Genomic DNA, 17,771 nt, shown 5'->3' with positions numbered 1-17,771 from the left:
CGTGTGAAGCTCAGATCATAATGGGCTTCCCTTTTTTTTATTCTCCGGACGATTCGGATTCTGTATAAAAGATTGGGAAAGGCTGCCTTGGACGAGTTGAGAATCGCATCATAATAAAAAAGGTCCAGCCATACGCTGGACCTTTTTATCCATTGGAATGATGAATTTACACATAGAATAAGATACAGAAATACATAAAACCGCTGCCGGCAAGGACGAACAGGTGCCAGATGGCGTGATTATAAGGAAGCTTGTTCCACACGTAGAAGATGGCACCGACGGAGTACATGATCCCTCCTGTTAAGAGAAGTCCGAATCCAGCCCCTGTCAAACTGGCATAAAGTGGTTTAATCGCAATGATCACGAGCCAGCCCATCACAAGATAGAAGAGGGTGGAGACCACTTGGTAGCGCTGAACAAAATAACACTTGAACACGATCCCCACTATGGCAAGACCCCATACGATTCCAAATAAAGTCCATCCTAATGCGCCTCTCACACTGACAAGCATAAATGGCGTATACGTTCCTGCGATCAGCACATAAATGGCCGAATGATCCAATATCGCAAATAGATTTTTCACCTTTGAAGGCTTAAAGCTGTGCAAGAGTGTCGAAAATAAGTAAAGAAGAATCATCGAAGCTCCGAATATCGAGAAGCTGACAATATGCCAGGCAGATCCTTCGTGAACGGCAAAAATGATTAACATCACTAATGCCGGAATGCTGAGAATCAAGCCGATGCCATGGGTGATGGCGTTCGCAACTTCTTCCTTCCAATTGGAAAAATCGAAATCATATGTCAAGGTGGTTTCATCCTTTCTACGATCGTCTGATTTGATTGATCGCTTAACGAATCTCATATATTCATGATAATCCTCTTTGTGCTATTGTGCAATCATCAACATAGTAAAGGAGTAAAGTATTATGGTTGGATTCGAGTGCGGAATGATGTATATTCCTAAGTAAAGATACGATGATGAGGTGCCAAATATGTGCGGTAGATTTTCTTTGACGACCCCCTTGGAAGAATTGGTAAAACACTATTTGATAGATGAATTTCTTGAAGACTGGCAGCCGAGATACAATATCGCTCCATCTCAGAACGTCCTTTCCCTTATTTCTCATAAGGGGAAGAGGAGGGCAGGTGAAATCACATGGGGGCTTGTTCCCCATTGGGCTGACGCCTCTAAGTGGAAACCATTGATCAATGCCCGTAGTGAAACGCTCCTCGTTAAACCCAGTTTTAAATCACTTGTGCATTCAAGAAGGATGGTGATCTTTGCCGATGGTTTTTATGAATGGAAGAAGGAGGGATCAGGGAGGATTCCAGTAAGGTTCCAATTGAAAGAAGAAAAGCCATTTGTATTTGCCGGGTTATGGGACAGGAATGGGGAGGTCACCACATCGACCATTCTGACAACCGAAGCCAATTCACTGGTTGAAGATGTACATGAAAGAATGCCTGTGATGCTCACAAACAGTGAAGATATTGAGAAATGGCTCAACACCGATGAATACTCCTTTGATCAGGCGGCATCCGTCTTAAAGCCACTCCCACGTGAAATGATGAAGGGGTACCGGGTGTCCACCTACGTGAACTCTCCTAAACATGATTCATCGGAATGCATTGTTCCGGTATCAGAAGGATAAAAAATTTTCATACTTTTGCACGGTTTGACATTTTATGCGGGCGTAAATAGGGTATAATATAGGCATAAACGGGTGAAAAAGAGGATTGATACTTTGCTTACCAAAACCATCGAGTTCAAATCAAAGTATGGACGGAAGGTCAAAATCTCAGAAGTTCCTGTATTGAAGAAAGACAGCCCTCTCTACCTAAGGGTAAATCTCAGGCTGCATCAATTTATCACTAAAGTGATGAATCATAATGGGCCTAAGACCATCTTCAGCTTTAGAGAACATTTAAAGAGAACGACGAAATGGTCAGAGTACGAAGAAATTTATCAATCAGAAGAGTTAAAGAATAATGCATAAGTTTGACGGGGTTCTGATCCTAAAGGCATAGAGATGCCCTTGGATCAGACCTTTTTCTATGACTTCCGTTCTGGTAGGGCCTTATCCCGGCATTTATACATCCATCCATGGCCTATGAGGAGGTAAATGCTTACTATCTATTTAAATCCTCAGCGATTAACGATATAATACTAATGATATGGGAGATAGGATGTGGCAAAATTGACCAAAATTAAGATTGTAACAGATTCGACAGTTGATTTATCTGATGAAGTCGTAAAAGAATTGGATATTCATGTGGTTCCTCTGTCCATTTCAATTGATGGAGAAACATACTTAGATAGAGTAGATCTTTCACCTTTAAGCTTCTTAGAAAAAATGAAGGCTTCGAAAGAATTACCAAAAAGTTCTCAACCGCCTGCAGGGTCATTTGTTGAACTGTATGATGAATTAGGTAACGATGGATCACGCGTTTTATCCATACATATGACCGGTAATATGAGTGGGACCGTTCGATCGGCAGAGTCTGCTGCGGAAATGTCTTCAGCGGATGTGACGGTAGTAGATTCCCGTTTCATTTCAAAAGGGTTGGCCTTTCAGGTGATTGAAGCCGCCAAACTTGCTCAAGAAGGAAAGTCTATGGATGAAATCCTTGCAGCCATCGAAGAGATCCGCTCCAACACCAAGTTGTTTGTCGTGGTGGATACCCTTGAAAACCTTGTAAAGGGTGGGAGAATCGGGAAAGGGCGCGCCATGATCGGTTCCCTGCTCAATATCAAGCCGATTGCATCACTGGAAGGAGCAGAGTATACTCCGGTTGCAAAGGTTCGAAGTCACTCACAAGTAGTGAAGTATTTAACGGCACAATTTGTGGAAGATGTGAAAGGAAAGACCGTACGGGGAGTTGGACTCGTCCATGCGGATGGAATGAATCTCGCTCAAAACCTGAAAGCCAAGATCATAGAAAAAACGGGTTACGATCAAATCGAGATCGCTCCGACAACACCTATCATCAGTACTCATACAGGTATCGGGGCCATCGGTTTCATGTATTACACTGACTAATGAAAAAAGACGAATGGGAATCGATCCTTTCGTCTTTTTTTCTGTATGAAAAAGACAGCAGGAAATCCTGCTGCCTGTTATCATGAAGGCATCGGAGTAGGGGTGGGCTTTGCGTATCCTTCTTTATACTGTTCATCTATAAATGTTCTGATTTGTTTGATGGAATCACCATTCTTATACTTTACGATGGATTCAGCTGCGATTTTCAAGCAAAGCTCACATCTGGTACCGTGGTCGTCCCACACCACTTTGTCACCCTCCGTTTTATAAACAAAGCAATTCAGATTGCTTTCGTGCCCGGCCGAATCACCGCATCCGCAGTAACAAGGAATATATTTTAGAAGCTCAGGGTTTTTAGCTGCCGAGGAATAGATGAGTTTCATATTGTCATCCTTATCATCAAGAAAAGAGGGGAGGGTGTCGACAGAAGCGGTTTCTTCCCTGATGTCCCCGTTAGCAGCAGTATGGTCTTTATGAGTATCTTCATTCTTATCACTTGAACAACCGGCAAGTAATCCTAATAAAGCAATCAAAAACGTGAAATATAAAAAGATATTTTTCTTCATTCCAATCACCTTTCATTTTAGATATATACGTATTGTATCATGGTAACCATATCGGGTTCGTCCATGTTATGGTTGATTTTATGAATATTCTTGCCACCTCATAACTACAATCAACATATCATAGAAATATAATAGGCAAGAAAGGCTCAAATTGAATCGGGAACGACAGCATTTCCTCCTTATTAGAGGATGTTTGGTGAAGGGAAGTGTATGTGCTTGTCTGATAAAAAAAAAGTATTGGTGATTTCAGATTTTGGAATCGATGATATCGTCGCGGTACTGTATGCTTACTATAGCGATACGATTGAAGTCGTTGGGATCGTTTCGGACTATGGGAATGTTTCCAGAGAATCCGCATTGAAAAATGTAAAATACCTGCAAAGCATTACGGGGATAACCGATATCCCGGTTATCGGTGGTGCAGTATCTGCCTTGACGGGTACCCGGCCGAATTTCTATCCGGAAGTTCATGGCGTGGCGGGACTCGGGCCGATCGTTCCGGATGAAATGGCATTCGACCCTTCTGACATAAGTGAAAATTTCTATGAAATCAAGGAACTCATCAATCAATACGCAGGAGAACTCTATATTTACTCTGCAGGGCGATTGACCTCATTGGCCACTGCCTTTATTTTGTACCCGGAAACGATGAAGAAAGTGAAAGAATTTTATGTGATGGGTGGGGCTTTCAATGTTCCGGGTAATGTGACCCCGATTGCAGAAGCCAATTTCTATGGAGATCCTTATGCTGCGAATATCCTGATTCAGCTTGCCCCGAAGAAAATTCACCTCATTCCATTGGATGTTACAATGTATGCACTCATAACCCCCCTCATGATTGATCAACTTCACGAATTTTATCTGAAATCAAATGATAAGGTTGGCCAGATCATAAAACCAATGGTTGATTATTATTACAGGTTTTATAAGAAGACCTATCCAGGTATTACTGGAAGTCCCCTTCATGATCTAGTGGCCATGTGGGCCCTGGCCGATGGTGGGAAGATGGTATTCGAGGAAGTCCCGATACGGGTTGCCGTCAATACGGGCTGTACATTTGGTCAAAGTATCGGGGATTTCAGGAAGTCAACGGATAAGGAACCTTGGCGAATCCATAACATTGCAAAACAATTCCATTACGGACAATTTATAAAGGAGGTTTTTGCCACTTTACAATCAGGACCGAGCCGTCAAGAATGGCGATGACCAATTGATGAGTGTATTAATGTTTTACAGGTAAAGAACCGTGATATAATAATGAAAAGAGTAAGCGAGGTGACACATATGAAAAAGATGTCCATTCTCATGCTCGCTTTTGTTTTTTTCCTGGCAGGGTGTTCGTTAGAAGATGCTGCAGATCACATTACAAGGGAAGTATCCAACTGGGATAAAGAAAGTCCCAATGAAACTTTTATACCGAAAAACTTGAAGGTGGTTTCAATAGGAGATTCATTGACTCAAGGTGTCGGTGACAGTACGAAAAACGGTGGGTATGTTCCTTATCTGGAAAAGAGCCTCGAAACATTGGATGGTGTAAAGGATGCCCAATTTCATAACTACGGAGTCAGGGGAAACCGTACCGATCAATTACTGAAAAGACTGAAGAAGGAAGATGTGAAATCTTCCATTAAAGAATCTGATTTAGTTATGATCACCATCGGTGGAAACGATGTTATGAAAATTTTTCGTGAAAATTTATCACACTTGAAGTTAGAGGTATTCCAGGAGGAGAAACGACAATATCAACTCCGGTTAAAAGAGATCATTGAAACGATCAGAAGTTATAACCCCGATGCAGGCATTGTCCTGGTCGGTCTGTATAATCCTTTTAATACTTGGTTCTCGGATATTGATGAAGTCAATCAGGTGATTCATAATTGGAATGAAGCTAGCATACAGGTACTGGCGGGTTATGATAAGACGTTATTCGTGAAAATCGAGGACTTATTTATCGATGCAGGGGATACTTTGTTGTATGAAGACTACTTTCATCCGAATGATGAAGGGTATAAACTGATCGCAGACCGAATGTTTACGGATCTGGCAAAAGGGGAAACATTAGCTACATTGACAGATAGAAAAGATTCTGTTGAGGAAGAGGAGCAGCCGTCATGAAGAACAAATGGAAGGTGGGGTTCTTTGTCCTTTTAGGTATGATCATACTGGGATTCGTCATCATCGTGTCCATGATCTTTATGCCTGTAAAGGATGATGCACTGCCTGACAACAACAAAAATACAGATAAACAAGTAGGATTTAATGTAGAGACCAACAAGAAGGATTTAAATCTTATCATTGAACATTATATTGAAGAAGAAGGGATGAAAGGGCCGGTGGATTACGATGTTCAGCTCAAGGATGATGTTGAACTACTGGGATCCGTCCCTGTCTTTACTTCAGATCTGGACTTTAAATTGAATTTTGAACCGAAGGCGTTGGATAATGGGGATATTCTGTTAAAACAAAAATCCATTTCAGTAGGTTCACTGAATCTTCCGGTCAACTATGTATTGAAAGTGATCAGGGATTCTTATAATTTCCCGGACTGGGTAAAGATCCAACCCAATGATGAATTGATTTATGTCTCTTTGCAAGACATGAAACTGAAGAGTGATGTGAAAGTACGTGCAAACGAATTTGATTTGAAAGAAGATAATATTTCATTCAGACTTCTCGTCCCTGTCGACCGTGCACAATAAGAAAAAGGTGGCTTCCTGCTGGAGTCACCTTTTTTGTATGGTAAACCATTTTATGCTGTGACTTTACCCTTTCAACAGTAGAGCTTCCAATTCCGGTGTTCCATTGGCTAATCCAACGGCAACGATCGTATAGGCCTGATTCGGGCTCAGCTTTACATTCGGAACGTTCAGTACACTGTTTTTACTTCCGGCGACCCTTGCCTCGAGATTGACGGTCATTGGAGTCAACCCAAGATAATCGGTCGCTTGTTTAAAGGATATATCCGGGAATATGACATCCCCGCCTTTTACAGCTATATCGACTGCAGGGGCATCAGGGGAAAGGTGAATGAACTTTACCTTTGTTTCCCCAACTGGAACTGTTGGGTCATCCAGATAAGGAAGTAATTGCATTTTATTAAGTGTTCCGACAGCTGCAAAAGTGTAAATCTTTCCTGGATCGATTTTTACTTTTTTACTAATGACTGTTGTCACACTTGTACCTGCAGGGTATACATCAATATGATATTTTCCGGCTGGCAAAGTTAAATAATCACTAACATCCTTGAAGGCTACATCCCGTAATACACGATTTCCGTTTACATATACATCGACATTCGGTGCATCAGGTACGGCATGTAACACACGGACGTACGAAGGCTGAGCAGAGATGGTCATGTCAGCCCGCTGCGCCTGCAGGGCAAGCCTCATATATTTAAGATGTTTCTGGTAGTAATGAACGTGCATGGACGGATCGGAATATTTATAATAACCGGATAACAAGTCATACATCGCAGCTTTCGTCAAATAATCATGTTGGCTCATCCGTATCTCTCCCTTAACAGTATTAACACAATAGAATATGCCGGGGAGACAAAATGGTGAAAACACCTATTTTTATAAAAATCAGAAATATAGCTTGCAATCAGGATGAAAATATTGGATAATAAAAGTATTAATTGAGAAAGTGGGTGATGTCATATGAACCTATCATTAATTGAGCAAAAGGCTAATGTAAATACGTATTATATCGGTTCTGCACGTCAACTCACTTTAAACGGGATTCTTTGATTTTTTTCATTTCTTCTATCGTGAAAAATCCGTTGACGTGTCGAACCACGCAACGGATTTTTTATTTTGGGAGGAAACAAGTTGAATACTAAAGAAACAGTTTTTGAAATGATGAACCACCTGACAGAAGAAGGATTTATATTGGGAAGGGTTGTGACCGAACAGAGGGGTGCCTTTATGGTCATGACAAGAACAGGGGAAGTGTTAAGTAAGATTTCAGGGAAACTCAGGTTTGATACCGTTCAGCGCGAAGACCTACCCGCCGTAGGTGACTGGGTACTTCTAAGCAAGGAAGGGGCGGTCATTGAAAAGGTACTGCCTCGGACTAGTAAATTCTCGAGGAAAAAAGCAGGAAATGAAGCAGAAGAGCAAATCATTGCCGCGAATATCAATACAGTCTTCATCCTATCTTCATTAAATGATGATCTCAATAGCAAGCGGATGGAGCGCTATTTACTTCTATGCTGGGAAAGCGGTGCAAATCCTGTCATCGTCCTGACAAAATCGGATACATGTTCCGATATAGAAGAAAAGAAAAAAGAAGTGGAGAATACTTTGCTTGGGGTGAAAGTCGTTACCATAAGCGCCGTCAGCCGGGAAGGGATAGAGAACCTGATGCCTTATTTAGATAAGGGGCAAACCGTCGCCCTCGTTGGTTCTTCAGGAGTGGGAAAATCCACACTGACCAATCTGCTTGTAGGGTATGATGTCCAGAAGACAAAGGAAATAAGGGAATCCGATGACAAGGGCCGCCATACCACGACTCATCGGGAACTGTTCCTGTTAGAAAATGGTGCTGCGATCATTGATACACCGGGGATGAGAGAAATCCAATTGTGGCAGGGGCAGGAAGGATTGTCCACACAATATCATGACATTGAGGAATTGGCCCTTCTCTGCCGATTCAATGACTGCCAGCATGAAGATGAACCAGGCTGCGGGATTCGCATGGCCATTGAAGAAGGAAGCCTTTCAGAGGAGAGGCTCGAACACTATCAGAAGCTGCAAAGGGAAATCGCTTATATGGAAAGACGGGGAAATAAGCGGTTAGAATCTTTGGAACGAAAGAAGTGGAAAAGTATTGGGAAGCAGAGAAAGCTTAAATAAAGGACGAAAAGAGTGACCCCTTGGGCACTCTTTTTTTAGTCATGAAGAGGCTCGACTCAAGCTAATTGCTTTCCCTTTTTAACTGGAATGCGTTAAAATCGCATACAAAGGGAATAGTGAAGGAAAATGTTATGGAAAGGATGACGAGCATGTCAGAAACTGAAATGTATCAAAAAGCCACGTTTGCCGGAGGATGTTTCTGGTGCATGGTAAAACCATTTGATGAACAGCCCGGAATCGGCAGTGTGACATCCGGATACACAGGGGGACACGTTCCAAACCCATCTTATAAAGAAGTATGTTCAGAAACGACAGGTCATTATGAGGCCGTTCAAATCGAATATGACCCATCTGTTTTTCCTTACGAGAAGTTATTGGAACTGTACTGGCAGCAAATCGACCCGACGGATCCAGGCGGTCAGTTTTTTGACAGGGGCCAATCGTATAAGACGGTCATTTTTTACCATGATGAAGAGCAGAAAAGGCTTGCCGAGGAATCGAAGGAAAAGCTCGGACAGTCAGGGATCTTTTCCAAGCCCATCGCCACCGAGATTTTACCTGCCAAGGAATTTTATCCGGCAGAGGAATACCATCAGGACTATTACAAAAAGAACCCGGGTCATTATCAACGATACAGCAGGGGATCTGGAAGAGTTGCATTTATTGAAAATCATTGGGGGGATAAGAATGAGTAAAGATGATTTAATGAAAAAGCTGACACCCGAGCAATATGATGTCACCCAGAACAATGGGACGGAGCCGCCGTTTAGAAATGAGTATTGGAATACGTTCGAAGAGGGCATCTATGTAGATGTCGTCTCGGGAAAACCTCTATTCAGCTCAAAGGACAAATATGATGCCGGCTGCGGATGGCCAAGCTTCACTAAACCGATCGATGAAGAAGAGGTTTTAGAAAAAGAGGATAGAAGCCACTTCATGGTCCGGACGGAAGTTAGAAGTAAAGAAGCAGATTCTCATCTGGGTCACGTGTTCAATGATGGACCCGGCCCGACAAAACTCCGGTATTGTATCAATTCGGCAGCACTCAGGTTTGTCCCCGTCGGGAAATTGGAAGAGGAAGGCTACGGAATTTACAAGAAATTATTCTAACATAATGAATTGTTGTGAAAACATTCACATATGTGATAAAATAGACTTTCCATGTTTACTTTAAGTTACATATGTGTATATAAAAATATGAAGAGGAAGGTGAATGATGATGCTTAAAAAGCTTTTTGGCAAAAAAGAAGAAGCACCTAAAACGGTTAATGCTGTAGCACCTTTAACAGGTACCGTGAAGTCACTTGAAGAGGTACCGGACCCTGTATTTTCACAAAAAATGATGGGGGACGGAATCGCCATCGATCCGACCATAGGAAAAGTCGTTTCACCTGTAGACGGTGAAGTCATGCAGCTTTTCCCGACAAAACACGCAGTTGGAATCAAAGCGAAAAACGGCGCTGAAATCCTGATCCATATTGGACTTGAAACCGTCTCCATGAACGGTGAAGGGTTTGAGGCTCATATCTCAGAAGGATCAAAAGTGAGTATCGGTGATCCACTGATAACGTATGACCTTGAGCTTGTAAAAGCAAAAGCGAAAAGCACCATCACTCCTATTATCATCACAAACGGTGATGACATGGGAGATCTTGTGAAAAAAGACGTGACAAGTGTGACAGCAGGACAGGAAGAAGTATTGGAAATCTCTACGAAATAATAGGGAGAGGAAAGACCGGCGAAGAGGCCGGTCTTTTTTTATTTGGAGAGAAGTTTAATTTTAGGGAAAAGTTTTTACGGTGAATAATTTACCCTGTTTGATCCTGCAAACCGACCACTAATGCTCTTCATAAAAATATGCGTAAAGAAGTCCCTTCAAATTAAATGGGCGAATGCACAAACACATTCTAGGTGAATGACATAGAGTATAAGGTAAATAAATAATTTTTTGAGGAGTGATAGGTATGAACTATGGTTATGGCTGTGATCCATGTTATCAAGGTGGATATGCTTATCCAGTTGCCGGTTGTGGCGGTAGTGGTTTTGCGTTAATCGTTGTGTTATTCATACTGTTGATTATTATTGGAGCCGTTTGTTACTGCGGACATTAATCCGTATAAGGGATATTTGAAAATAATGATGAAAAAAAGAGCTGTCGCTAGACAGCTCTTTTTGGATTATATTTTGAAGCTTGAAATTAACTCTTTCAGTTTTTCAGCTTGCTGGGAAAGTTCTGATGCACTTGCCGTGACTTGTTCCATGGCAGCAGATCCTTCCTCTGATGCAGCGGCAGTGGTCTCGGTGTTAGATGCGGTGGATTCGGCAATTTCATTTACATGGGCAAATGAAGTGGCCACCTCTTGACTGAGATTCAGTGTTTCCTGAATATGGTCCACCATTTCATCCACGACTACCGTTGTTTTCGTCGTTTGACTCAGGATATCTTCAAGAGATGCATTGGTTTCATTGGTGATTTCTACACCTGCAATGACTTCCTTCACCCCGTCGGAGTTTTGCTTGATGATGATATTGACTTCTTCCTGAATGCTGTGGACGATCTCCGTAACACCCTTGGCAGCCTGTCGGGATTGTTCAGCAAGCTTTCTGACTTCTTCTGCCACGACTGCAAATCCCCTGCCGTGTTCCCCTGCCCTGGCTGCTTCGATGGCAGCATTCAGTGCGAGAAGGTTGGTTTGTTCGGCAATGTCAGTGATGGTGCCGATAATAGTGGTGATTTGTGTTGAACGCTGTCCCAGGGCTTCAACGGTTTCACTCGTATTGGACATGGTTTCTTCAATGCTCATCATTTTAGTTGAAGAGGCATGGACGGTTTTTCCGCCTTTTTCAGCAACGACTCTCATATCACGAGCGGTTTGTCTGACAAGTTCTGCCTGGTTGAACAAGAAGCGGGCAGCTTCCTCCAGGCTGTTCATTTTCTCTAGTGAAGAGGACATGCGATGTGTCGTCTGGTCGCTTCCTGCAGCAATTTCACTTGACGTTTCCGCAATGGACGTTATCGTGCGTGATGTTTCCTCTGCAGATGCGAGAAGCTCCTGGCTGCTTGCAGATACGTTTTCTGCCATCTCAGAAACCTGTTTTACAAGGATGGCGATCCCGGCGATAAGCTGATTCGTATCCGAAGCCAGGTCAGCCAGCTCATCTTTTGATTTCACATGGATTCGTTTCGTTAAATCTCCACCTGCATTGGCAATCTCCAAAATCGATGTACTGATTTTCTTTGTATTGGTTTTAATCGTATGAGATAAAATGATTCCAAAGAATACCGCTAAAAGAACGGCGAATGCCGATAAGCCGATGGTGACGAATTGTGACAGCTGGACTTGTCGCGTCAGGGAGTCGATCCGTGCATCCAGATCTTTTTGCTGGTCGACGACGATCATATCTACATATGAACGGATCCCGTCCAGATATTTTTTACCTACTCCGGTTTCGACGAGGTTCGCAGCCTTTTCGAGACCTTTATCTTTCCTGGTCTCGATCACCCGATCGACAAATTGCATCCAGAAACCGTACTGTGCTTCGATTTTCTCCATCTTCTCAAGCTGTTCAGGATCATCTTTCAAGAGTGAATTTAAATCTTTGATTTGCACTTCCACTTCTCTTTTTCCATTTTGATAGGGTGCAAGAAAACCTGTTGCACCTGTAATCACGAAGCCTTGCTCCCCGATTTCGATATCGTTTAATACTTTTGAAAGATCCTTTAATTTGGTATCGACTTTCATATCATATGTGATCAACGTGTCGATCTCTTTCTTGAGCTTCATCATATTGATGTAAGAAGTAGACGCAAGGACCAACAGGACAATGGTCAAAAGCCCGAATGACAGGACGACTTTTCCTCTAATGGTACGAAAATAAGAGAAGATACCTAAGCTGCTTTTCGGTCTTTCTTTTTTCATTTTCTTTCTTTTTGGCGATTTTAGCCATTTTTCTCTTGTTTTTTTCACCGTTTCCCCCTCCTGAAGATAAGCAAAAAGTAGCATCTAAGGATGAACTTACCATTATTTTATACATATCGACCTAATATATCTAGTCAATTCGCAGAAATTTTGTCGAATTTTTGAGAATTTTAGTATATTTCAATCATAGTAAAAGAAACTCTCTTTCGAACGTTGCCTGATTACATGGGAAATCCAAAGATAAGATGATTTTTTAATAAAAAATGAAAGATTCGGCTTTTCACACATATGAATAATGTATGGGAAATCTTGAAGAGCATCCAGATGAGCGAATCGAAAGAGAGTACGAATCTGATTCTTTCAGGAGGGGGAACAATGCCTCATTCGCATTTAATAAAACCGTTGATTGGGGAGCGATATCCAACGATCGATTATGGAAAGGGTGTTTTCTTGTATGACACCGATGGCCATGAATATGTAGATGCCTGTTCTGGAGCGGTGACGGCAAATTTGGGACATGGTATGGAAGAAATCCTTCAATCAATCGTGAATCAAGGAAACAAAGTGGCGTTTGTGTACAGGTCTCAGTTCAGCAATCAGCCGGCAGAGGAGTTAGCCTCCTTTTTGAATGATAAAACAGGTTATCCCTGGACCTTCTTTGTAAATAGTGGATCAGAGGCAGTGGAAACAGCCATCAAGATCGCCATTCAACATTGGCAGGAGAAAGGTAAGCCGATGAAGAGGAAAATATTATCACGGTGGCTCAGTTATCACGGAATCACTTTTGGGGCTTTATCTGCTTCAGGGCATCCATCAAGAAGGGAACGGTTTGATTCATTTTTAGGGGACTGGCCAACCATTGAACCGCCTTATTGTGCGCACTGTCCATTTGGCAAGACTTACCCTTCATGCGGGTTGGCATGTGCGTCCCAACTGGATACCATGATAAGCAGGATAGGCGCTGATAATATAGCTGCTTTTATGGCAGAACCGATCATCGGAGCGGCAGGGGGGGCGATCACCCCTCCAAAGGGATATTATGAGCGGATTAAGGAAATCTGTGAAGCCCATGATATATTATTCATTTCCGACGAGGTGATGACCGGATGCGGTAGGACGGGAACCTTCTTAGCTTTGGAACAATGGGGAGTGAAGGCAGATATCGTCGCTGTCGGAAAAGGACTGAGTGCAGGATATGCCCCGATCGCTGCCACCCTCATTTCAGAAAAGATCATGGAACCAATTGTACATGGAAGTAAAGTGGTCATGAGCGGCCATACCTTTAGTGGGAACCCCATGTCTGCGACGGCGGCATTGGCCGTTCTTAAGCTGATAGATTCAGAAAGGATCATTGAAGGAGTCGATCAGAAAGGGATCTATTTAAAGAATCTTCTGGAAAAATGCAGGACTGAATTTCCCTTTATTCAGGACATAAGGGGAAGGGGCCTTATGTGGGGGATTGAATTTAATGAGTGGGGTGCGGGGTTTACGTCTTTCATCGTGCAGAATGGAGTGGATAACGGAATATTGTTGTACCCTGCTTCAGCCGGTATTGATGGCAGGAAGGGCTCTGCCATCATGGTGGCACCGCCATTGAACAGTACGAAAAGAGAGCTTGAGGAGATGGTTAAAAGGTTGAGAAGAACTTTTCAAATGGCAGCAGATAATTGGAAGGTGAATTAGATGTCCGCACATCACAATAAGATGAGCCACTATGAGGGAATCCGCCACTATTTTCATGACGAAATGACGATGATGTTTGGAGGGTTTGGAGGGGTTGGCTCCCCGCCTACCATGATAAACCATCTTCTGGAGTGGGGTGTGAAGGATCTTACCATCATCGGAAATGACACAGGGTTCCCCCACATCGGCATCGGTCAATTGGTTGCAAAGAATCGAGTGAGGAAAGTGATTGCTTCACACATAGGCTCTAATCCGATTGCAGGAAGGTTAATGAGTGAAGGGAAGCTCGAAGTTGAATTCTCCCCGCAAGGTATTTTAGCTGAAAGAATCAGGGCAGGGGGAGTGGGATTAAAAGGGATCATAAGCGACATAGGAGTAGATGACCCCTACTTGAATAAGGGAAAGACTTTCGTTGAGGTAGAGGGTGATCGTTTTGTATTCGAGACGGCACTGGTTGCTGAAGTGGGGATTGTCTATGCGAAGAAAGCCGATACATTCGGGAACCTTGTCTATGACAAGAGCGCAAGGAATACGAATCCCCTTATCGCAATGGCCTCGGATATTACGATTGTCGAGACGGAGGAAGTGGTTGCTTACGGAGAGCTGGATCCTGAGGAAGTAGTCACTTCAGGAGTGTTTGTGGATCATATCGTCTTGTCTAAAGGAGTCGATTGGAAATGGGCCTGGGAAACGAATTGAAGGAAAAGATGGCAAAGCGTGCAGCGCTTGAGGTGAAAGAAAATATGATTGTGAATCTGGGGATCGGGATTCCCTCCCTCGTTCCAAATCACCTTCCTCAAGGATTTCCGGTCATATTTCAATCTGAAAATGGAATCATCGGCATCGGTCCTGCACCAGTGGAAGGCCATGAAGATGAAAATTTGTGCAATGCCGGGGGATTCCCGGTTTCGTTGATGGAGGGGGGATGTTATACAGACAGCTCCATCGCATTCGCCATGATCCGCCGGGGCAAAATCGATCTAACGATACTTGGCTCCCTGCAGGTCAGTGAAAGTGGGGATCTTGCCAATTGGATCATCCCGGGCAAAAAGGTACCGGGGATGGGAGGAGCAACCGAACTTGCCTCCAAAGCAAAGAAAGTTATTGTACTCATGACACACTTAGACAAGAACGGTGGCAGCAAGATCGTGAGGGAATGTACCCTTCCATTGACGGCGAGGCGCTGTGTTTCTATGATCATCACTGACCGTGCTGTATTCTCACTTGAAGATGATCAATTAATCCTGCGTGAGATATTCAATCCTTACACATTGAAGGATATAGAGGAGACGACGGAAGCCCGTTACATCTTAAGCCCTGATATCAAGTTTATAGGGTAGGGGGAGGAATTCAAATGGACACTCATCGCCTCATTAAAGAAAAGATAGAAGAAAAAAAGAAAAGTACGATCAAGCTTCTGCAAAGACTGGTGCAGGAAGATAGTGTCAGGGGAAACGAATCAAAGGCGCAGGCGATCATTATAGAAAAGTGCAGAAAACTTGGTTTGGAGCTGGACATTTGGGAAATAAAAGAGACCGATATAAACCATCATCCTTTTTACAAGTGTGACCGGAAAAATTTTAAAGGTAATCCCAATGTGGTAGGGGTTTTAAAAGGCACAGGCGGGGGGAAGAGCCTTCTTTTAAATGGTCATATAGATGTTGTACCTGAAGGGGATAGAAAAGATTGGTGTCACGATCCCTATAGCGGACTCATCAAGGACGGGAGGCTTTACGGGCGGGGAGCAACGGATATGAAAGGCGGTTCGGTTGCTTTGCTGCTCGCCATTGAAGTGATAAAGGAGTTGAATATTCCTTTAAAGGGAGATGTGATTTTTCAAAGTGTCATAGAAGAGGAAAGCGGGGGGACGGGTACCTTAGCTACATTAATAAGAGGCTATAAGGCGGATGCTGTCATCATTCCTGAGCCGACCAATATGAAGATCTTTCCTAAACAGCAAGGATCCATGTGGTTTCGCCTAAAGGTAAAAGGGAAATCTGCACATGGGGGAACCAGGTATGAAGGGGTAAATGCAATAGAGAAAGCATACAAGGTCATTCAAGTTCTTCAGCAATTGGAGAATGTACGTAACGAGAGGGTGAATGATCCATTATATCGTAATATTCCCATCCCTTTACCGGTTAATATCGGAAGAATCGAAAGTGGGAAATGGCCATCTTCCGTTCCGGATACGGCTATCATTGAAGGCAGGATAGGTGTCGGACCTTGGGAGACACTTCAAGAAGTCGAACAGGAATTCATAACCGGAATTTCCAAGCTGAAATCAATCGATACATGGTTTGATGAACACCCTGTTGAGGTGGAATGGTTTGGCGGGCGCTGGCAGCCGGGCAACCTTCCAAGTGACCATGAATTAGTAAACACCCTGTCGATGCATGCTAAACAGGTAATGGTGTCTGATCCGATCATTGAAGCCTCACCGTGGGGAACGGATGGGGGGATTTTGTCTCAAGGGGGCAATATGCCAGTGGTGATTTTTGGACCGGGAACAACTGAAGTGGCCCATGATGCAAATGAATACATTGAATTAGAGAGGATTTACCAATCGGCTGAAATTTTTTCTCTCTTTATGGTCGATTGGTGTAATAAGCCCTCATGATTTTTATCCTAATGGGGTAGAAGGTAATAAGGTGCTATACTCATCCGTTTGGTGAGGATTGGTCATGACCCGGACATTCCTCGATATAAGAACGAAGTCGCACATCCAACCTTTCATCACCCTTAGACAGGAACAACTCACTTGATTCAAGTATGAGGTTGTTCCCTTTTTATGGTGGTTTGTTTCATAACTTATCTCATGCCTTCATATGTTTGTTAAAAAGGGGCTTAAAAGAATGCAAAAATATGAATATATACAACAACCGAAAGTGGAAGCGACCATTTATAAAGATGATTATAATCGTAGGCTCAGGGTGGATGAATTCAGAGGGAATGCAGGAAGGCTATTGGAGTTCATGGTCAATATGGCTGAGACCCATCGGTTCGAAAAGATCATTGTGAAGGCAAGGTCAAATCAGGTTGCCCACCTGGTAGAAAAGGGATTTATTGTGGAGGGGGGAGTAAACGGTTACTTTAAGGGAGACAGTGCTTTCTTTATGAGTAAATTTCTGACCGATGATCGAAGGAATAGTTCTTTTTGGAGAAAAGAGGATGACATTCTTCAAGCGGTTCAACAGCTTGATAGTAAAACCATGGAAGGGTCAGGATTGATATCTGTAGCCACCGGGGGGGATGCAGAGAAATTAGCAGATCTCTATCAAGAAGTGTTCACGCTATATCCTGTACCATTACAAGATCCCGATTATATAAGAGAATCCATGAAAAATGGGACAATCTTTGTATACATCGAGGAGGATGGAAGGATTGTCAGTGCAGCTTCTGCTGAAATATCTTCATCCAACAAGAATGCTGAACTAACGGATTGTGCTACGAGATCTTCTCATCGTAAAGGCGGGTATATGAAGCATCTGCTGACGAAATTGGAAGATGAATTGGTGAAACAGAACATTTTTTGCGCTTATACGATTGCTAGGGCACTTTCATTTGGGATGAATGCTGCATTCCATCAGCTTGGGTACAAGTATGGTGGGAGACTTGCGAATAACTGCATCATCTTTGACAAAATGGAAGATATGAACATTTGGGAAAAGGATTTAAGTGAAAGGTAGAAGAAATCATCCTGGC

At 43.0% G+C, this 17,771-nt stretch carries 20 protein-coding genes; 16 read left to right on the top strand and 4 right to left on the bottom strand.

Going from position 1 to position 17,771, the window contains the following annotated elements:
- Nucleotides 1-166 precede the first annotated feature (166 nt).
- On the bottom strand, nucleotides 167-862 hold the full coding sequence (gene trhA, locus V8G47_RS13315) for a PAQR family membrane homeostasis protein TrhA (RefSeq protein ID WP_336200541.1): 696 nt from the start codon (nucleotides 860-862) through the stop codon (nucleotides 167-169).
- Nucleotides 863-992: 130 nt separating this feature from the next.
- Here trhA and V8G47_RS13310 point away from each other — a divergent pair, with 130 nt between their 5' ends.
- From V8G47_RS13310 to V8G47_RS13300, 3 genes are all read left to right on the top strand, one after another.
- Nucleotides 993-1,652 carry an SOS response-associated peptidase gene (locus V8G47_RS13310; RefSeq protein WP_336200540.1) on the top strand — a complete coding sequence of 220 codons (660 nt, stop codon included), beginning with the start codon at nucleotides 993-995 and terminating at the stop codon, nucleotides 1,650-1,652.
- Between the two features lie 93 nt (nucleotides 1,653-1,745).
- Nucleotides 1,746-1,997: a DUF2535 family protein gene (locus V8G47_RS13305; RefSeq protein ID WP_098440095.1), complete on the top strand. Its 252-nt coding sequence runs from the start codon at nucleotides 1,746-1,748 to the stop codon at nucleotides 1,995-1,997.
- 201 nt (nucleotides 1,998-2,198) lie between these two features.
- Nucleotides 2,199-3,041 carry a DegV family protein gene (locus V8G47_RS13300; protein ID WP_336200539.1) on the top strand — a complete coding sequence of 281 codons (843 nt, stop codon included), beginning with the start codon at nucleotides 2,199-2,201 and terminating at the stop codon, nucleotides 3,039-3,041.
- Between the two features lie 80 nt (nucleotides 3,042-3,121).
- Here the strand turns inward: V8G47_RS13300 and V8G47_RS13295 are convergent, their stop codons facing one another.
- Nucleotides 3,122-3,607 (bottom strand): PCYCGC motif-containing (lipo)protein, encoded by a 486-nt coding sequence (locus V8G47_RS13295; protein ID WP_336200538.1) that lies wholly within the window; start codon nucleotides 3,605-3,607, stop codon nucleotides 3,122-3,124.
- A 216-nt stretch (nucleotides 3,608-3,823) separates the two neighbouring features.
- On the opposite strand from V8G47_RS13295, the gene V8G47_RS13290 reads away from it, so the two are divergent.
- The 3 genes from V8G47_RS13290 (at nucleotide 3,824) to V8G47_RS13280 (ending at nucleotide 6,306) form a co-directional block, all read left to right on the top strand.
- Nucleotides 3,824-4,813, top strand: a complete 990-nt coding sequence (locus tag V8G47_RS13290) for a nucleoside hydrolase (RefSeq protein WP_336200537.1) — start codon at nucleotides 3,824-3,826, stop codon at nucleotides 4,811-4,813.
- 78 nt (nucleotides 4,814-4,891) lie between these two features.
- Nucleotides 4,892-5,722 (top strand): SGNH/GDSL hydrolase family protein, encoded by an 831-nt coding sequence (locus V8G47_RS13285; RefSeq protein ID WP_336200536.1) that lies wholly within the window; start codon nucleotides 4,892-4,894, stop codon nucleotides 5,720-5,722.
- Complete coding sequence (locus V8G47_RS13280) at nucleotides 5,719-6,306, top strand: YpmS family protein (RefSeq protein WP_336200535.1); 588 nt, start codon at nucleotides 5,719-5,721, stop codon at nucleotides 6,304-6,306. Before V8G47_RS13285 ends, V8G47_RS13280 begins: the two co-directional genes overlap by 4 nt.
- A gap of 63 nt (nucleotides 6,307-6,369) precedes the next feature.
- On the opposite strand, the gene V8G47_RS13275 is transcribed toward V8G47_RS13280, so the two are convergent.
- Nucleotides 6,370-7,110, bottom strand: a complete 741-nt coding sequence (locus V8G47_RS13275; protein ID WP_336200534.1) for a DUF4397 domain-containing protein — start codon at nucleotides 7,108-7,110, stop codon at nucleotides 6,370-6,372.
- Nucleotides 7,111-7,437: 327 nt separating this feature from the next.
- Here V8G47_RS13275 and rsgA point away from each other — a divergent pair, with 327 nt between their 5' ends.
- The 5 genes from rsgA to V8G47_RS13250 all read left to right on the top strand — a co-directional run bounded on the left by rsgA (nucleotide 7,438) and on the right by V8G47_RS13250 (nucleotide 10,574).
- The gene (gene rsgA / locus V8G47_RS13270) at nucleotides 7,438-8,463 is read left to right on the top strand and encodes a ribosome small subunit-dependent GTPase A (protein WP_336200533.1); all 1,026 of its coding nucleotides are present in this window, start codon (nucleotides 7,438-7,440) and stop codon (nucleotides 8,461-8,463) included.
- Nucleotides 8,464-8,612: 149 nt separating this feature from the next.
- The gene (gene msrA / locus V8G47_RS13265) at nucleotides 8,613-9,158 is read left to right on the top strand and encodes a peptide-methionine (S)-S-oxide reductase MsrA (protein ID WP_336200532.1); all 546 of its coding nucleotides are present in this window, start codon (nucleotides 8,613-8,615) and stop codon (nucleotides 9,156-9,158) included.
- On the top strand, nucleotides 9,151-9,573 hold the full coding sequence (msrB, locus tag V8G47_RS13260) for a peptide-methionine (R)-S-oxide reductase MsrB (protein ID WP_336200531.1): 423 nt from the start codon (nucleotides 9,151-9,153) through the stop codon (nucleotides 9,571-9,573). The genes msrA and msrB overlap by 8 nt, the downstream gene beginning before the upstream one ends.
- 109 nt (nucleotides 9,574-9,682) lie before the next feature.
- A complete protein-coding gene (locus tag V8G47_RS13255; protein WP_336200605.1) occupies nucleotides 9,683-10,183 on the top strand; it encodes a PTS sugar transporter subunit IIA in 501 nt (166 codons plus the stop codon).
- A 244-nt stretch (nucleotides 10,184-10,427) separates the two neighbouring features.
- Nucleotides 10,428-10,574: a YjcZ family sporulation protein gene (locus V8G47_RS13250; RefSeq protein WP_079531961.1), complete on the top strand. Its 147-nt coding sequence runs from the start codon at nucleotides 10,428-10,430 to the stop codon at nucleotides 10,572-10,574.
- A gap of 66 nt (nucleotides 10,575-10,640) precedes the next feature.
- Here V8G47_RS13250 and V8G47_RS13245 read toward each other — a convergent pair whose 3' ends face one another.
- Nucleotides 10,641-12,431: a methyl-accepting chemotaxis protein gene (locus tag V8G47_RS13245; protein ID WP_336200530.1), complete on the bottom strand. Its 1,791-nt coding sequence runs from the start codon at nucleotides 12,429-12,431 to the stop codon at nucleotides 10,641-10,643.
- Between the two features lie 327 nt (nucleotides 12,432-12,758).
- Between V8G47_RS13245 and V8G47_RS13240 the strand changes: the two genes are divergently transcribed.
- The 5 genes from V8G47_RS13240 (at nucleotide 12,759) to ablB (ending at nucleotide 17,755) form a co-directional block, all read left to right on the top strand.
- On the top strand, nucleotides 12,759-14,066 hold the full coding sequence (locus V8G47_RS13240) for an aspartate aminotransferase family protein (RefSeq protein WP_336200604.1): 1,308 nt from the start codon (nucleotides 12,759-12,761) through the stop codon (nucleotides 14,064-14,066).
- Nucleotides 14,067-14,087: 21 nt separating this feature from the next.
- On the top strand, nucleotides 14,088-14,765 hold the full coding sequence (locus V8G47_RS13235) for a CoA transferase subunit A (protein WP_336200529.1): 678 nt from the start codon (nucleotides 14,088-14,090) through the stop codon (nucleotides 14,763-14,765).
- On the top strand, nucleotides 14,744-15,406 hold the full coding sequence (locus V8G47_RS13230; RefSeq protein WP_336200528.1) for a 3-oxoacid CoA-transferase subunit B: 663 nt from the start codon (nucleotides 14,744-14,746) through the stop codon (nucleotides 15,404-15,406). Before V8G47_RS13235 ends, V8G47_RS13230 begins: the two co-directional genes overlap by 22 nt.
- A gap of 14 nt (nucleotides 15,407-15,420) precedes the next feature.
- A complete protein-coding gene (locus V8G47_RS13225) occupies nucleotides 15,421-16,686 on the top strand; it encodes a peptidase (protein WP_336200527.1) in 1,266 nt (421 codons plus the stop codon).
- A 235-nt stretch (nucleotides 16,687-16,921) separates the two neighbouring features.
- Nucleotides 16,922-17,755, top strand: coding sequence for a putative beta-lysine N-acetyltransferase (gene ablB / locus V8G47_RS13220; RefSeq protein ID WP_336200526.1), 834 nt, complete (start codon nucleotides 16,922-16,924; stop codon nucleotides 17,753-17,755).
- Nucleotides 17,756-17,771: the final 16 nt, after the last annotated feature.

Origin of the sequence: Rossellomorea sp. LJF3, assembly GCF_037046045.1 — a bacterium.
Classification (GTDB): domain Bacteria; phylum Bacillota; class Bacilli; order Bacillales; family Bacillaceae_B; genus Rossellomorea.
This window is presented reverse-complemented; position numbering and strand designations above follow the sequence as displayed.

Coding starts and splice junctions, on each gene's coding strand:
- trhA (WP_336200541.1), bottom strand. CDS start 862: ATGAGATTCGTTAAGCGATCAATCAAATCAGACGATCGTAGAAAGGAT.
- V8G47_RS13310 (WP_336200540.1), top strand. CDS start 993: ATGTGCGGTAGATTTTCTTTGACGACCCCCTTGGAAGAATTGGTAAAA.
- V8G47_RS13295 (WP_336200538.1), bottom strand. CDS start 3,607: ATGAAGAAAAATATCTTTTTATATTTCACGTTTTTGATTGCTTTATTA.
- V8G47_RS13285 (WP_336200536.1), top strand. CDS start 4,892: ATGAAAAAGATGTCCATTCTCATGCTCGCTTTTGTTTTTTTCCTGGCA.
- V8G47_RS13280 (WP_336200535.1), top strand. CDS start 5,719: ATGAAGAACAAATGGAAGGTGGGGTTCTTTGTCCTTTTAGGTATGATC.
- V8G47_RS13275 (WP_336200534.1), bottom strand. CDS start 7,110: ATGAGCCAACATGATTATTTGACGAAAGCTGCGATGTATGACTTGTTA.
- msrA (WP_336200532.1), top strand. CDS start 8,613: ATGTCAGAAACTGAAATGTATCAAAAAGCCACGTTTGCCGGAGGATGT.
- msrB (WP_336200531.1), top strand. CDS start 9,151: ATGAGTAAAGATGATTTAATGAAAAAGCTGACACCCGAGCAATATGAT.
- V8G47_RS13255 (WP_336200605.1), top strand. CDS start 9,683: ATGCTTAAAAAGCTTTTTGGCAAAAAAGAAGAAGCACCTAAAACGGTT.
- V8G47_RS13250 (WP_079531961.1), top strand. CDS start 10,428: ATGAACTATGGTTATGGCTGTGATCCATGTTATCAAGGTGGATATGCT.
- V8G47_RS13240 (WP_336200604.1), top strand. CDS start 12,759: ATGCCTCATTCGCATTTAATAAAACCGTTGATTGGGGAGCGATATCCA.
- V8G47_RS13235 (WP_336200529.1), top strand. CDS start 14,088: ATGAGCCACTATGAGGGAATCCGCCACTATTTTCATGACGAAATGACG.
- V8G47_RS13230 (WP_336200528.1), top strand. CDS start 14,744: ATGGGCCTGGGAAACGAATTGAAGGAAAAGATGGCAAAGCGTGCAGCG.
- V8G47_RS13225 (WP_336200527.1), top strand. CDS start 15,421: ATGGACACTCATCGCCTCATTAAAGAAAAGATAGAAGAAAAAAAGAAA.
- ablB (WP_336200526.1), top strand. CDS start 16,922: ATGCAAAAATATGAATATATACAACAACCGAAAGTGGAAGCGACCATT.